The sequence below is a fragment of the Streptomyces sp. NPDC059895 genome, assembly GCF_042731035.1.
Lineage (GTDB): Bacteria > Actinomycetota > Actinomycetes > Streptomycetales > Streptomycetaceae > Streptomyces.
In genome coordinates, this window is sequence record NZ_JBHWKO010000031.1 from 35,909 (window position 1) to 49,208 (window position 13,300).

Consider the following 13,300-nt stretch of genomic DNA (forward strand, 5'->3'; position numbering starts at 1 on the left):
CTTCGACGCCGGGCAGGCCGTTCCAGCCCGCCCGGGCATGCCCCCTTCCGGGGAGTCCGCGGACGAGGCCGGCCCCTTCAGGGGCCGAAGCGGTGAGCTGGGGGGTCTGGGGGGCTGGAGGGCTCGGGACTCGGGGCTGGGGGTCTGGGGGCGGGGGATCTGGGGGGGCGTTAGCCCCCAGCCGGACGTTCGCTCACGTCTCCGTCCGGTACATCAGGTCCGTCTCGTGTGTGACGAACCCGAGCCGTTCGTACACCGACACCGCCGCCTTGTTGTCGGCGTCGACGTACAGCATCGCCGTGGGCAGCCCCTGCGCCGCGAGGTGGCGCAGGCCGATGGTGGTGAGGGACTTGCCGAGGCCGCCTCCCTGGGCGCCGGGCGCGACGCCGAGGACGTACACCTCGCCCAGTTGTTCCTCGGCGTGGACCTTCGTCCAGTGGAAGCCGACGAGTTCGGTGCCGCGGAAGGCGAGGAAGAAGCCGGCGGGGTCGAACCAGGGCTCGGCCTTGCGGTCGTCGAGGTCGCGCTGGGTGAGCGAGCCCTGTTCGGGGTGGTGGGCGAAGGCGGCGCTGTTGACGGCCAGCCAGGCGTCGTCGTCCTGTCCGGGGACGAAGGCACGGACGGTCACGCCGTCGGGCAGCACCGGATCGGCCAGTTCGAGGTCGGTCAGGGAGCGGCGCATCTGGCGCAGTTCGCGGAACAGCGTCAGGCCCAGCACCTGCGCCAGGTGCCGCGCGGCGGAGTGGCCGCCGTGGGCCCAGATCCGCAGCCGCTTGCCGGAGGCGCCGAGCAGGGCCGAGCCGAGCGCCCGCCCGTGCCCGTGCCCGCGGTGGGCGGGGTGGACGACGAGTTCGGCGGCGGGGGCCTCGACGGGGTCGGTGTCCTCCAACTGGGCGTAGCCGACGAGTTCGTCGCCCACGGAGAGCAGCAGATGGCTGACGCCTTCCCGGGCGCCGCCGCGCAGCTGGAGCCGGCCCTGTTCGGACACCGCCTGCTGACCGTCGCTGTGAGCGGCGTCCGCGAGCAGGCCGAGGACGGCCTCGGTCAGCTCGGGGGAGAGCGCGGAGTAGGTCTCGATGGACCGGGAGCCGTGGATCCGTGCGGTGTCGTCGCTGGTCATGCGTACGAGGGTAAGGGGCGGACCCCGCAAAGTGGCGGCACGGGAGAGGGGGAACGGGAAGCCAAAGCGTGCGGCGGGCGAAGGGCAAAGGGAAACCAGGATGTAACCATGAACCCCCTGTCGCGCTACGCGCGTTGACTCTAGGCTGCCGCGCGACGAGGCCACTCGTCCCACACGCCGGGCCACTCATCCCGACCGCCTCTCAGGGCCGCCCGGCCCGGAGGACGCCGACATCACAGGGGGGCGCATGCCAGCCACTTCCCAGTCGTATCCGATCCGCAGACGCCGTACGTACGGCCTGCTCGCGGCGGCCGCCGGTCTGGCCACCGCCGGCGCCCTGGTCGCCGCGCTCCCCGCGGGCGCGCACGACGGCAAGCACGACAAGCCGCTGCCCAGCCGCTACCAGGACGTGCAGTTGCTGTCCTTCAACGACCTGCACGGCAACCTGGAGCCGCCGTCCGGCTCGTCCGGCCGGGTCACGGAGACCCAGGCCGACGGCACGACGAAGACGATCGACGCGGGCGGTGTGGAGTACCTCGCCACGCATCTGCGCCAGGCCCGGGAGGGCAACGCGTACTCGATCACCGCGGCCGGCGGCGACATGGTCGGCGCCTCCCCGCTGGTCTCGGGCCTCTTCCACGACGAGCCCACCATCGAGGCGCTGAACGAGCTGGACCTGGACGTCACCTCGGTCGGCAACCACGAGTTCGACGAGGGCGCCACGGAACTGGCCCGTCTGCAGAACGGCGGCTGTCACCCGACGGACGGCTGCTACACGGACGAGACGTTCGAGGGCGCCGACTTCCCGTACCTCGCGGCGAACGTGCTGGACGAGAAGACCGGCAAGCCGGTCCTGAAGCCGTACTGGGTGTGGAAGAAGAAGGACGTCAAGATCGGCTTCATCGGGGTCACGCTGGAGGACACCCCCGGCATCGTCTCCGCGGAGGGCGTCAAGGGCCTGAAGTTCCAGGACGAGGTCGAGACGATCAACAAGTACGCCAAGGTGCTCCAGCGCCAGGGCGTGAAGTCGATCGTCGCGCTGGTCCACGAGGGCGGCCAGCCTGCCTCCGCCTCGTACAACTACGACTGCGACTCGCCGGGCGCCGGTGACGGCATCTCCGGCCCGATCGTGGACATCGCGAAGAACATCACGCCGCAGGTGGACGCGCTGGTGACGGGGCACACCCACGCCGCGTACGCGTGCACGATCGACGACCCGTCGGGCAAGCCGCGCACGGTGACCTCGGCCGCGTCGTTCGGCCGGCTCTACACCGACACCACGCTGACGTACGACCGCTTCACCGGGGACATCGCCCGCACGGCGGTGAAGTCGGCGAACCACGTGGTCACCCGGACCGTGGCCAAGGCGCCGGACATGACCGAGCTGATCGGCAAGTGGAACACCCTCGCCGCCCCCATCGGCAACCGCGCCATCGGCCACATCTCCGGTGACGTGCCGAACACGGGCACCGAGTCCCCCATGGGAGACCTGATCGCCGACGCGCAGCTCTGGTACGGCAAGGAGCTCGACGCCGAGACGGACCTGGCGCTGATGAACCCGGGCGGTGTCCGGGCCGGCCTCACCTACGCGGCCAAGGGCACCGAGGGCGACGGCGTGGTGACGTACGCCGAGGGCTTCACCGTGCAGCCGTTCGCCAACACCGTGAACCTCCAGGACTTCACCGGCGCCCAGCTGATCCAGGTGCTCCAGGAGCAGGTGAGCGGTACGAACGCGGCCGCGCCGAAGATCCTCCAGCCGTCGGCCAACCTGACGTACACGCTGGACCTGACGAAGACCGGCGCCGACCGGATCGTCACGGACTCCGTCCGGCTGAACGGCGCGGCCGTCGACCCGGCCGCCACCTACCGTGTCGCGACGAACAGCTTCCTCGCGGGCGGCGGCGACGGCTTCACCACCCTGGGCCAGGGCACGAACGACCTGGTGGGCGCGGACGACCTGACCGCCCTGGAGCAGTACCTGACGGCCAACTCCTCCGCCTCGGCGCCGATCGCGCCTCCGGCGGCGAACCGGATCACGATCACGCAGTAGGTCCCACGGCTCCGCGGGGGCCCGGTCCGTACGCGACACGCGTAGGGACCGGGCCCTTTTCGCGTTTTATCAATTCTGTGTAAGTGAGGGTTTGGTTCCCCGGGTCGCCTGAAAACTGTCTCAGCCGCAATTCATCGAGGTCTCAGCGGAATCGGCTTTTTTCGGCTCCGGTGTCCCGTAGTGTTTTCCATGTCGAAAGCGAACGACGCGAAAGCGAAGTCGCGAACACGGAACAAGGAGACGGACATGAGCTTCCACAAGATCACCCCGGTCAAGAATGCCCGCAAGACCGCCGCCCAGGCCGCAAAGCCCGCGCCGAAGAAGAAGGTCGTCAAGAAGACCGCGGTCAAGCGCCCGGTAGGCGGCAACCGATAAGTCTTGGCTCAAGCAAAGCAAATCTAAGAAAAATTCAGGTGAGCCACAGCTTTCACAGCTGTGCGCCAACGAAAGGAACACCCTCATGAGCTTCCACAAGATCACCCCGGTCAAGAAGACCCGCAAGACCGCCGCCCAGGCCGCGAAGGCCACGCCGAAGAAGAAGGTCGTCAAGAAGACCGCTGTCAAGCGCCCCGTCGGTGGCCATAAGTAAGCGTCACCTAAACCCAGCCGTTCACGGCCGGCCGCCAGGGATCCAGGGATCCAGGGATCCAGGGATCCAGGGATCCAGGGATCCAGGGATCCAGGGATCCAGAGATCCAGAGCCCCAGAGCCCCAGAGCATCAGAACTCCAGAACACCAGAGAAAGGGACACTCCCATGAGCTTCCACAAGATCACCCCCGTCAAGAAGACCCGCAAGGCCGCCGCCCCGAAGCCGGCCGCCAAGAAGAAGGCCGTCAAGAAGGCCGCCAAGCGTCCGGTCGGTAACAAGGGCTGACGCGGTGTCCGAGGCGGGGCCGACGGTGCGGGCGAACCAGCCCGCACCGGGCCCCGCCTCCGCCGTGTCCGCCGTGTCCGCCGTGTCCGTGCTCGAACGAGGGAGTCGCTGAGATGAGAGAGGCCCGGGAGGCCTTCCGCCGCTTCTGGCCGCTGACCCGCGGCGACCGCAAGTGGATGCTGGTGATCGTCGCGTGCGTGGTGGTCTCCGCGCTCGCCGAGACGGCGTCCATCCTGCTGTTCGCCGAACTGACCGACAACGCCCTGGAGGCGGGCTCGCTCTCCGCGTTCTGGGGACCGGCCGGCGCCTGGCTGGGCGTCGCCGTGCTCGGCGCGCTCGTCGGCTACCTCGGCAATTCGCTCGCGACCTGGACGGCGGAGAGATTCGTGCTCCGGCTGCGCGCGGGCGTCTTCGGCCACGTGCAGGACCTGCCGCCCCACTTCTTCCAGCGGCACCGCCAGGGCGACCTGGTGGAACGCCTCACCGGTGACGTCGAGGCCATCGAGCAGATGGTCGTGTCGGGCGTCGTCGGCACGGTCTCCGCCGCCTTCTCCGCGGTGTTCTACGCCGCGGCCGCCCTCTACCTCCGCTGGGACCTGGCCCTGGCCACCTTCGTCCTCGCGCCCCTCTTCCTCCTCGCCGCCCGCCGCTTCTCCGGCCGCATCAAGCAGGCCTCGCAGGACGAGCGGGTCGCGGACGGCGCGATCACCTCGGTGGTGGAGGAGTCCCTCGGCAACATCGTCCTCACCCAGGCGTACAACCGGCGCCGGGACGAGGAGCGGCGCCTCGACAAGGAGGCCCGCGCGTGGATGCGGGCGAGCGTACGCGGGGCGCGGCTGAGCGAGATGTACGAGCAGTTCGTCGAGGTCGTCGAGACGCTGTGCGTGCTGGCGGTGATCGGCCTCGGCGTCTGGGAGATCTCCGCGGACCGTATGTCACTGGGCGACCTGCTCGCCTTCGCCGCCTTCATCGGCTACCTCTACCCGCCCGTCCGCGACCTCGGCCAGCTGGGCCTGACGGTCACCGCGGCCACGGCAGGCGCGGAACGCATCGGCGAGATCATGGAGGCCGAGCCGGCCGTGCGGGACCCCGAGAACCCGGTCGCCCCCTGGCCGGTACGCGGCTGGGTCGCCTTCCACGACGTCACCTTCCGCTACCCCGGGGCGGCGAAGGACTCCACGCGCGGTCTGACCTTCACTGCGGGGCCGGGCGAACTGCTCCTCGTCACGGGCCCGAGCGGCGCCGGCAAGTCGACCCTCGCCAAGCTCCTCACCCGCTTCTACGACCCCGGCACCGGCGTCATCTCCCTGGACGGCGTCCCGCTGACGGACGTTCCGCTGGAGTTCCTCCGGGAGAACGTCGCCCTGCTCCCGCAGCAGACCCTCGTCCTCAACGGCACGATCCGCGAGAACATCGGGTGCGGCCGGCCGGGTGCCACGGACCGGGAGATCGAACAGGCGGCGAGGTCGGCGGCGGCGCACGACTTCATCGCCGCGCTTCCCGAGGGCTACGACACCCCCATCGCCCCCGGCACCGCCGCCCTCTCCGGCGGCCAGCTCCAGCGCATCGCCATCGCCCGCGCGATGCTCCGCGAGGCCGCCGTCCTCGTCCTCGACGAACCGACCGCCGGCCTCGACTCGGTCGCCGCCCGCCAGGTCGTCCAGCCCCTGCGCCGTCTGATGTCCGGCCGTACGACGATCATGATCACCCACGATCTCAGCCTCGCCCCGGACGCCGACCGCGTGCTCGTCGTCGACGACGGCCGGCTGCTGGACGCCGGCACGCACGACGAGCTGATGGCGCGGTGCCCCTCCTACGCGAGGCTGGCCACCCCCTGGCCGACGGCGCCGGCACCGGTCGGCGCCCTGTCCGACGACACCTTGATGCTGCGGAGATGAGAGGCGGGCCCGGACGCGGTCGGCGCCGCACCGGGCCTCCCCCTCCCCCCTCCACCACCTTCAGCCGGACCGGTACGGTCCGGCTGAAGTCGTGCCGAGCCCCCGCCGGCCGTCCGGACCGAGGGTCAGGACGCCGTGGGCGTCCAGCCGCCCAGCCAGTCCGCGACCTCCTGGTCGGCGGCCTGGGCGTCGGTCAGCTGGGGCCGGTCACCGCTCGCGCCACCCGCTCCGGCGCCGGTGTTCTTGTACTCGGCGAACCGGTCGTCCTTCCAGGAGAACCCGCTCATGTCGGTCCAGGGCGCCGCCTTGACCGCGGCGCTGAGAACCGTGTCGCGGACCGTGGTCTGCGGATCCAGGGTGGCGTCCCCGCCGGCGTGCCAGGGCCGGCCCAGGTAGAAGGAGGCGGAGGAGACGTCGCCGTTCACGGTCGAGCGGCTGATGAGAAAGCCCTTGCGGTCGGCCGCGGTGCTCGGTGCGGTGATGTAACCGGCCGAGGAGCCGTCCCAGCGCTTCTTCAACGTGATCACCGAACGGTCGATCACCGCCGTGGCCCGGCCGAAGACGAAGTCGACGTTCCCGATGACGTAGGAGTTGGTCATGTACACCCGGCCCAGCCGGTCCTTGGCCGCGGTGTCCAGCAGCAGGGTGTCCTGGTCGCCGCTGACGATGACCCCGTCCAGGAACACCTGGTCGGCGGCGGTGCGCAGGGCGACGGCCTGGTGGCCGGAGAGCGACTGGTTGGCGCCCTCGTCGAAGTCGTTCGCGATCGACAGGTTGCGGGCCTGGAAGTCGTCGGCCTCGACGGCGACGGTGGCGCTGCCCGAGGTGCCGTACGTGCCCGAGCCGTCGGGCTTCTGCGTGCCGGCCGCGTTGCCGTAGACGATCACCGTGTCCTTGCGGCTGCCGCCGCTGCCCTGGAGGGTGACGTGCGGCTTGTTCGACGGCACCTTGACCGTCTCGCGGTACGTGCCCGGCGCGATCGAGACGACCACCCGGGAGGCGTTGCCGGCGGGCACGGCGTCCACGGCGGCCTGAACGGTCCGGTACTGCCCGGTGCCGTCCTGAGCGACGGTGAGCGTGGTCGCCGCGGCGGCGGTCGCGGCGGCGGTCGTGGCGGCGGTCGTGGCGGCGGTCGTGGCGGCGGTGGCAGCGGACGCGGTCCGCGGGGCACCGAGCCCGGACACCGTGCCGTACGCGAGCGCGCAGGCCGCGGTCAGGGCCAGCGGCACACCGACCGTGAACGCCCTTCTGCGCCGGCGGTGGCGGGGCGTTCCGCCGGCGGTGACGCGATGTGTCCTCATGGGACCTTCCGTTCCGTGCGGGGGGAATGAGACCGCTGAGGGGTCGCCGCGCGGAACGGAAAGGTTGCCGAGGCAGGGAACGGAAAGGTTGCCGAGGCAGGGAACGGAAAGGTTGCCGAGGCAGGGAACGGAAAGGTTGCCGAGGCAGGGTGAGTCACGGAGCGGGAGGGTCGGGGATCAGACGGTCGGGATCAGACGGCCGGGATCTCCGGCGGCGGGGTCGGCGCCCCCGGCAGCCGTACGGTGGCCACCGTGCCGCCGCTCTCCGCGCGGGCCAGGGCCACCGCGCCGCCCGCCTGCTGGACGGTGCGGGCGACGATCGACAGGCCCAGCCCCGATCCCGGCAGGGCACGGGCGCTCGGGGAGCGCCAGAACCGGTCGAAGACGTGCGGGAGTTCGTCCTCGGGAATGCCGGGGCCGTGGTCCCGCACGGTCAGGACACCCTCGCTGAGCCGCACCTCGACCGTGCCGCCCTCCGGGCTGAACTTCACCGCGTTGTCCAGGATGTTGACCACCGCGCGCTCCAGCGCGGCCGGCTCCGCCCGGGTGTACCAGGGTTCGAGCGTGGCCGTGATGGACAGCTCGGGCCCGCGCAGCCGCGCCCGGCGCAGGGCGGTCTCCACGGTGTCCTCCAGCGAGACCACCTGGACGCGCTCACCGTGCTGGCCCTCCGAGCGGGACAGCTCCTGGAGGTCGCCGATGAGCGACGCCAGTTCCGTCATCTGCGCCTTCACCGACGCGAGCAGCGCCTTGCGGTCCGCGGCGGGGATCGGACGGCCGGTCTCCTCGCTGCGGGTGAGCAGTTCGATGTTCGTGCGCAGCGAGGTCAGGGGGGTGCGCAGTTCGTGCCCGGCGTCCGCGATGAGCTGCTGCTGCAGCTCGCGGGAGTTGGCCAGGGAGGAGGTCATCGAGTTGAAGGACCGGGAGAGCCGGGCCACCTCGTCGTCGCTGTCGTCCTCCACCGGGATGCGGACGCCCAGGTCCTCGGTCCGCGCCACGTGCTCGACGGCCTCGGTGAGCTTGTCGACGGGGCGCAGACCGGCCCGCGCGACGGCGAGACCGGCGGCACCTGCGCCGACGACTCCGATGCCGGAGACGAGGAGGAGGATGAGGGCGAGGTCGTTGAGGGTGGACTGGGTGCCCTTGAGGGACACGGCGACCGTGAGGGCGGCGTAGGAGTGGGCTCCCGTGCTGGTGTTCTCCAGCGGCAGGGGCATGGTCAGCACGCGTACCGCGTTGCCGTCCTCGTCGGTGCCGTTGCGGATGACGCCCTCACCGGAGCTGGCGTTCTTGATCACGTTCTTGTCGGCCTGGGTGACCTTGACCAGGCCCAGGGAGTCGTCGATGACGCAGGCCGTCCCGTCCGCCGTGACCACCTGCGAGTAGAGGTTGTTCCGGAAGGGGGCGTCGCCCTGCGTCGGCGTCTGCGTGCAGTTGTTGACCGCGGCCGTGACCTGGGCGAGCTGCTCGGGCCCCTTCATCCTCGCCTGCCGCAGGTCGTCGTCGACCTGCTCGTACAGTTTCCCCTGCACGATGAACCAGCACGTCACCGACACCGCCGCCACCGCGAACGCCACCGCCGCCGCGACCAGCATCGACAGCCGCGCCCGGATCGGCAGCGTCCGGAACCGGCGGACGAGCCCGTTCACTCCGCCCCGCCCTGGCGCAACACGTACCCGACGCCCCGCACGGTGTGCACGAGCCGCGGCTCGCCGCCCGCCTCGGTCTTGCGGCGCAGGTACATCACGTACACGTCGAGGGAGTTGGACGACGGCTCGAAGTCGAAGCCCCAGACCGCCTTGAGGATCTGCTCCCGGGTGAGGACCTGGCGCGGGTGCGCCATGAACATCTCCAGGAGGGTGAACTCCGTGCGGGTCAGCTCCACCGGCCGTGCCCCCCGCGTGACCTCGCGCGTGGCGAGGTCCATGCGCAGGTCGGCGAAGGTGAGGGCCTCGTCCTCGTGGACGTCCTCCGTCTGCGCCGCCGCGTAGGAGCTGCGGCGCAGCAGGGCGCGGACGCGGGCGAAGAGCTCGTCGAGCTCGAAGGGCTTGACCAGGTAGTCGTCGGCGCCCGCGTCGAGGCCGGTGACCCGGTCGCCGACCGTGTCGCGGGCGGTGAGCATGAGGATCGGGGTGGTGTCGCCGGCGCCGCGGATGCGGCGGGCGGCGGTCAGACCGTCCATGCGGGGCATCTGGATGTCGAGGATCACCAGGTCGGGGCGGTATGCCGTGGCCTTCTCCAGGGCGTCCGCGCCGTCGACGGCGACCTCCGTGTCGTAGCCCTCGAAGGCGAGGCTGCGCTGGAGGGCTTCGCGCACGGCCGGCTCGTCGTCGACGATCAGGATGCGCTGGGGGTCACGGTCGCCTTCGGCGGGGCTCATGGGCGTGGTTTCCTCGGTGCGGTGGGGCGTCGGGGCTGAACGAACTCATTCAGCCTAAAGGTGCTCAGGCGCGGGCGGTCCTGCGGCGGCGGGCCGTGGACCGCCGCCCCGCGGCCGTCCCGGCTGCGGCCGACGCCACCTCGGGGGCCCGCGGGGCCCACCGCACGGGCGGGTGCAGCTCGTACGCCACGCCGAGGGCCAGAGCGAGGTCGGCCGGGCCGACGCCGGTCACCGTGTGCGGAACCTGCTTGATCATGACGTGCTCCCTGGGCGTGGGACGGACGGGTCAGCTGTTGCTGTCGGAGCCGCCGGCCCGCAGCGTGGCCAGGTCGGACTTGACGGTGTTGATCGGGATGGCGAAGCCGAGGCCCACGCTGCCGGCCTCGGCGGAGGAGGTGGCGTCGGCGGCGGAGTACATCGCGGAGTTGATGCCGATGATGTTGCCGCTCGCGTCGATCAGCGCGCCGCCGGAGTTGCCGGGGTTGAGGGAGGCGTCCGTCTGGAGCGCCTTGTAGGTCGTGGTCGACGAGCCGGTGTCGCCGTTGAACTGCTGTCCGCCGAACTCGAACGGCCAGCCACCGCCCTGCTGCTGTTGCTGCTGACCCTGGCTCTCGTCGGTCGAGACGGTGACGTCACGGTCGAGGGCGGAGACGATTCCGCTGGTGACGGTGCCGGTGAGGCCCTCGGGGGAGCCGATCGCGACGACCGTGTCACCGACCTGGACGCCGTCGGAGTCGCCGAGGGTCGCCGCCTTCAGACCGGAGGCGTTCTCCAGCTTGATCAGGGCGAGGTCCTTGGCGCTGTCGGTGCCGACGACCTGCGCGGTGTACTCCTTGCCGTCGCTGGTCTTCACCTTGATCGAGGAGGCGCCGGAGATCACGTGGTTGTTGGTGACGATCTCGCCGTCGCTGGTGATGATCACGCCGGAGCCGGTGGAGGTGCCGCTGCTGAGGGTGGCGTTGACCTCGACGACGCTCGGGCTGACCGCCGCGGCGATGGAGGCCACGTCACCCGTCCTGCTGGACGGGACGACGCTGGTGGTCGTGGAGGACGAGACCACCTCGTTCTTGCCGGTCAGCTCCTGGATGCCGTACGCGGTGCCGCCGCCGATGGCCGCGGCGACGATCGCCACGGCGGCGAGCAGCGCGATCGGGCCCCGGTTGCGCTTCTTCCGGGCGGCGGTCTCGGCAGCCGGGGGGACGGCGGCGGTGGCGGCGGCGGCGGGGGCGGTGTGGGTGAGGAGAGCGGTGCCGCCGCTGTCGGTGCCCTGCGCGGGCTGGTGGGCCGGCGGGGGCGGCCACTCCGGGTCGACGGGGACGGAGGCGTGCGGCTGGGCGCCCTGGTAGGGGTTCTGGTACGCGGTCTCGTACTCGCCGTCGCGGCGGATGCTCTCGGTCATGACAATGAGCTTGTCGCCTGACGATGAGAGCTCCCTGAGCGCTCCCTGAGAAGCCCGGCAGAAGCTCCTTCGCCCGATGTAAAGGGGCCGCGGGAAGGGGCGCCCCGCCTCTCAGAAAGCCCTCATGAACCCTCTGAACCCTCTGAACGCCCGGAACGCCCGGAACCCCCGGAACCCCCGGAACCCCCGGAACCCCCGGAACCCCATGAACCCCCCGGAACCCCAGGAACCCCCGGAACCCCCGGAACCCCCCGGAACCCTCTGACCCCGGTCAGGAGCAGCCGCAGGACCGCCGCACCACCAGCCGCGACGGGAACACCTTCAGCCGCTCGCGGCGCGATCCCGCGACCCGCAGCCCGTCGTCCAGGACGAGGTCCACCGCGGCGCGGGCCATCGCCGAGCGGTCCGAGGCGACGGTGGTCAGGGGCGGATCGGCGAGCGCCGCCTCCTTGATGTCGTCGAAGCCGGCCACGCCCAGCTCGCCGGGGACGTCGATGCGCAGCTCGCGGGCGGCCCGCAGCAGGCCGATGGCCTGGTCGTCGGTGGAGCAGAAGATCGCGGGCGGCCGGTCCGGCCCCGACAGCAGCTCCAGGGCGATCCGGTAGGCGTCGTAGCGGTTGTACGGCGCCTCGAAGAGCCGCCCCTCGGTGCTGATCCCGGCCTCGTCCATGGCCCGGCGCCAGCCCTCGACGTGGTCGGAGACGGGGTCGCCGACGGAGGGCGTCTCGGCGGTGCCGCCCATGCAGGCGACGTACGCGTAGCCGTGTTCCAGCAGGTGCCGTACGGCGAGCTGGGCGCCGCCCAGGTCGTCGGTGACGACGGCGACGTCGTCGATGGCCTCGGGCCGCTCGTGCAGCAGGACGACCCGGGCGTCCCAGGCGTCGATCTCGGCGGCCGCCAGGTCGTTGAGCGCGTGGCTGACGAGGATCAGCCCGGAGACGCGCATTCCGAGGAAGGCGCGCAGATAGTGGACCTCGCGTTCGGCGACGTAGTCGGTGTTGCCGACGAGGACCATCTTCCCGCGCTCGGAGGCGGCCTGTTCGACCGCGTGCGCCATCTCCCCGAAGAAGGGCTGGCGGGCGTCCGGGATGATCAGGCCTATGAGGTCGGTGCGCCGGGACGCCATCGCCTGCGCGACCCGGTCGGGCCGGTACCCCAGCTCCTTGATGGCGGCGAGGACACGCTCGCGCGTGGCCGGGGCGACCGGCCGGGGTCCGTTGTTGATGACATAGCTGACGACGGCAGTGGACGTCCCCGCCAGTCGCGCCACGTCATCCCTGGTTACCTTGGCCACGCGCGGAGTCTACGCGGATGGACCTGCCACGGGCAGGGCATGGAGCACCCTCCCCGTGCCGGAGCCCGCCCCGGCCCGCGGGAGAGGCACCCGGCCCGGGCGGCGCTACGCCTCCGCCGCGACCTCTTCCGCGCCCACGGAGGCCGCGTTGTCCGCGTCGTCCACCTTTGACCGGTCCGCCTTGCCCTTGGCGTCCTCGGCGGCACGGTCGATCTTCTCGGGAGTAACGAATCGATAACCGACGTTCCGGACGGTTCCGATCAGCGACTCGTGCTCGGGGCCGAGCTTGGCGCGCAGGCGTCGTACGTGGACGTCGACCGTCCGGGTGCCGCCGAAGTAGTCGTAGCCCCAGACCTCCTGGAGCAGCTGCGCGCGCGTGAAGACGCGGCCCGGGTGCTGCGCGAGGTACTTCAGGAGCTCGAACTCCTTGAAGGTGAGGTCGAGGACGCGGCCCTTGAGCTTGGCGGAGTAGGTGGCCTCGTCGACGGAGAGGTCGCCGTTGCGGATCTCCATGGGGGAGTCGTCGTTGACGATCTGCTGGCGGCCCATGGCCAGTCGCAGCCGTGCCTCGACCTCCGCCGGACCGGCGGTGTCGAGGAGCACGTCGTCGATGCCCCAGTCGGCGGTGACGGCGGCGAGACCGCCCTCGGTCACCACGAGGATGAGCGGACAGCCGGGCCCGGTGGAGCGCAGCAGCTGGCACAGGCTGCGCACCTGTGGCAGGTCGCGGCGCCCGTCGATCAGGATGACGTCGGCGCCCGGGGTGTCGACGAGGGCGGGGCCCTCCGCCGGAGCCACCCGCACGTTGTGCAGCAGAAGGCCGAGCGCGGGGAGCACCTCCGTCGACGGCTGGAGGGCGTTGGTCAGGAGCAGCAGAGAACTCATACGTCTGGTTCCTCCTCGGTCCCTGCGAGGACGTGTGCGGTGCGGCACTGCTCTGCGATCCCGGGGCCCCGTACACCTGCGGTTTCCCGCTTCGTATA

Annotated in this window: 11 protein-coding genes and 1 pseudogene; 4 read left to right on the plus strand and 8 right to left on the minus strand. The window is 71.2% G+C overall.

Annotated features, from left to right (window positions below; genetic code table 11):
- Window positions 1-193: 193 nt before the first annotated feature.
- On the minus strand, window positions 194-1,120 hold the full coding sequence (gene mshD, locus ACFV9M_RS28815) for a mycothiol synthase (protein WP_385070341.1): 927 nt from the start codon (window positions 1,118-1,120) through the stop codon (window positions 194-196).
- 247 nt (window positions 1,121-1,367) lie between these two features.
- On the opposite strand from mshD, the gene ACFV9M_RS28820 reads away from it, so the two are divergent.
- The 4 genes from ACFV9M_RS28820 to ACFV9M_RS28835 all read left to right on the plus strand — a co-directional run bounded on the left by ACFV9M_RS28820 (window position 1,368) and on the right by ACFV9M_RS28835 (window position 5,943).
- On the plus strand, window positions 1,368-3,170 hold the full coding sequence (locus tag ACFV9M_RS28820) for a bifunctional metallophosphatase/5'-nucleotidase (RefSeq protein ID WP_385070338.1): 1,803 nt from the start codon (window positions 1,368-1,370) through the stop codon (window positions 3,168-3,170).
- 246 nt (window positions 3,171-3,416) lie between these two features.
- Window positions 3,417-3,545 (plus strand): hypothetical protein, encoded by a 129-nt coding sequence (locus ACFV9M_RS28825; protein WP_385070336.1) that lies wholly within the window; start codon window positions 3,417-3,419, stop codon window positions 3,543-3,545.
- A gap of 85 nt (window positions 3,546-3,630) precedes the next feature.
- On the plus strand, window positions 3,631-3,759 hold the full coding sequence (locus ACFV9M_RS28830; protein WP_385070333.1) for a hypothetical protein: 129 nt from the start codon (window positions 3,631-3,633) through the stop codon (window positions 3,757-3,759).
- 399 nt (window positions 3,760-4,158) lie between these two features.
- A complete protein-coding gene (locus ACFV9M_RS28835) occupies window positions 4,159-5,943 on the plus strand; it encodes an ABC transporter ATP-binding protein (RefSeq protein ID WP_385070330.1) in 1,785 nt (594 codons plus the stop codon).
- A 125-nt stretch (window positions 5,944-6,068) separates the two neighbouring features.
- Here ACFV9M_RS28835 and ACFV9M_RS28840 read toward each other — a convergent pair.
- The 7 genes and pseudogenes from ACFV9M_RS28840 to ACFV9M_RS28870 all read right to left on the minus strand — a co-directional run.
- Window positions 6,069-7,067: pseudogene (locus ACFV9M_RS28840) on the minus strand (pectinesterase family protein); the annotation flags it as partial.
- Between the two features lie 368 nt (window positions 7,068-7,435).
- The gene (locus ACFV9M_RS28845) at window positions 7,436-8,893 is read right to left on the minus strand and encodes a sensor histidine kinase (protein WP_385070328.1); all 1,458 of its coding nucleotides are present in this window, start codon (window positions 8,891-8,893) and stop codon (window positions 7,436-7,438) included.
- Window positions 8,890-9,624 carry a response regulator transcription factor gene (locus ACFV9M_RS28850; protein WP_385070325.1) on the minus strand — a complete coding sequence of 245 codons (735 nt, stop codon included), beginning with the start codon at window positions 9,622-9,624 and terminating at the stop codon, window positions 8,890-8,892. Before ACFV9M_RS28850 ends, ACFV9M_RS28845 begins: the two co-directional genes overlap by 4 nt.
- Before the next feature lie 64 nt (window positions 9,625-9,688).
- The gene (locus ACFV9M_RS28855) at window positions 9,689-9,880 is read right to left on the minus strand and encodes a hypothetical protein (RefSeq protein WP_385070322.1); all 192 of its coding nucleotides are present in this window, start codon (window positions 9,878-9,880) and stop codon (window positions 9,689-9,691) included.
- 30 nt (window positions 9,881-9,910) lie between these two features.
- Window positions 9,911-11,023 carry a S1C family serine protease gene (locus ACFV9M_RS28860; protein WP_385070320.1) on the minus strand — a complete coding sequence of 371 codons (1,113 nt, stop codon included), beginning with the start codon at window positions 11,021-11,023 and terminating at the stop codon, window positions 9,911-9,913.
- A 271-nt stretch (window positions 11,024-11,294) separates the two neighbouring features.
- Entirely contained in the window at window positions 11,295-12,317 is a 1,023-nt protein-coding gene (locus ACFV9M_RS28865) for a LacI family DNA-binding transcriptional regulator (RefSeq protein ID WP_385070318.1), read from the minus strand.
- 105 nt (window positions 12,318-12,422) lie between these two features.
- Window positions 12,423-13,202 carry a winged-helix domain-containing protein gene (locus ACFV9M_RS28870; protein ID WP_385070316.1) on the minus strand — a complete coding sequence of 260 codons (780 nt, stop codon included), beginning with the start codon at window positions 13,200-13,202 and terminating at the stop codon, window positions 12,423-12,425.
- Between the last annotated feature and the right edge of the window lie 98 nt (window positions 13,203-13,300).

Coding starts and splice junctions, on each gene's coding strand:
- mshD (WP_385070341.1), bottom strand. CDS start 1,120: ATGACCAGCGACGACACCGCACGGATCCACGGCTCCCGGTCCATCGAG.
- ACFV9M_RS28820 (WP_385070338.1), top strand. CDS start 1,368: ATGCCAGCCACTTCCCAGTCGTATCCGATCCGCAGACGCCGTACGTAC.
- ACFV9M_RS28825 (WP_385070336.1), top strand. CDS start 3,417: ATGAGCTTCCACAAGATCACCCCGGTCAAGAATGCCCGCAAGACCGCC.
- ACFV9M_RS28830 (WP_385070333.1), top strand. CDS start 3,631: ATGAGCTTCCACAAGATCACCCCGGTCAAGAAGACCCGCAAGACCGCC.
- ACFV9M_RS28835 (WP_385070330.1), top strand. CDS start 4,159: ATGAGAGAGGCCCGGGAGGCCTTCCGCCGCTTCTGGCCGCTGACCCGC.
- ACFV9M_RS28850 (WP_385070325.1), bottom strand. CDS start 9,624: ATGAGCCCCGCCGAAGGCGACCGTGACCCCCAGCGCATCCTGATCGTC.
- ACFV9M_RS28855 (WP_385070322.1), bottom strand. CDS start 9,880: ATGATCAAGCAGGTTCCGCACACGGTGACCGGCGTCGGCCCGGCCGAC.
- ACFV9M_RS28860 (WP_385070320.1), bottom strand. CDS start 11,023: ATGACCGAGAGCATCCGCCGCGACGGCGAGTACGAGACCGCGTACCAG.
- ACFV9M_RS28870 (WP_385070316.1), bottom strand. CDS start 13,202: ATGAGTTCTCTGCTGCTCCTGACCAACGCCCTCCAGCCGTCGACGGAG.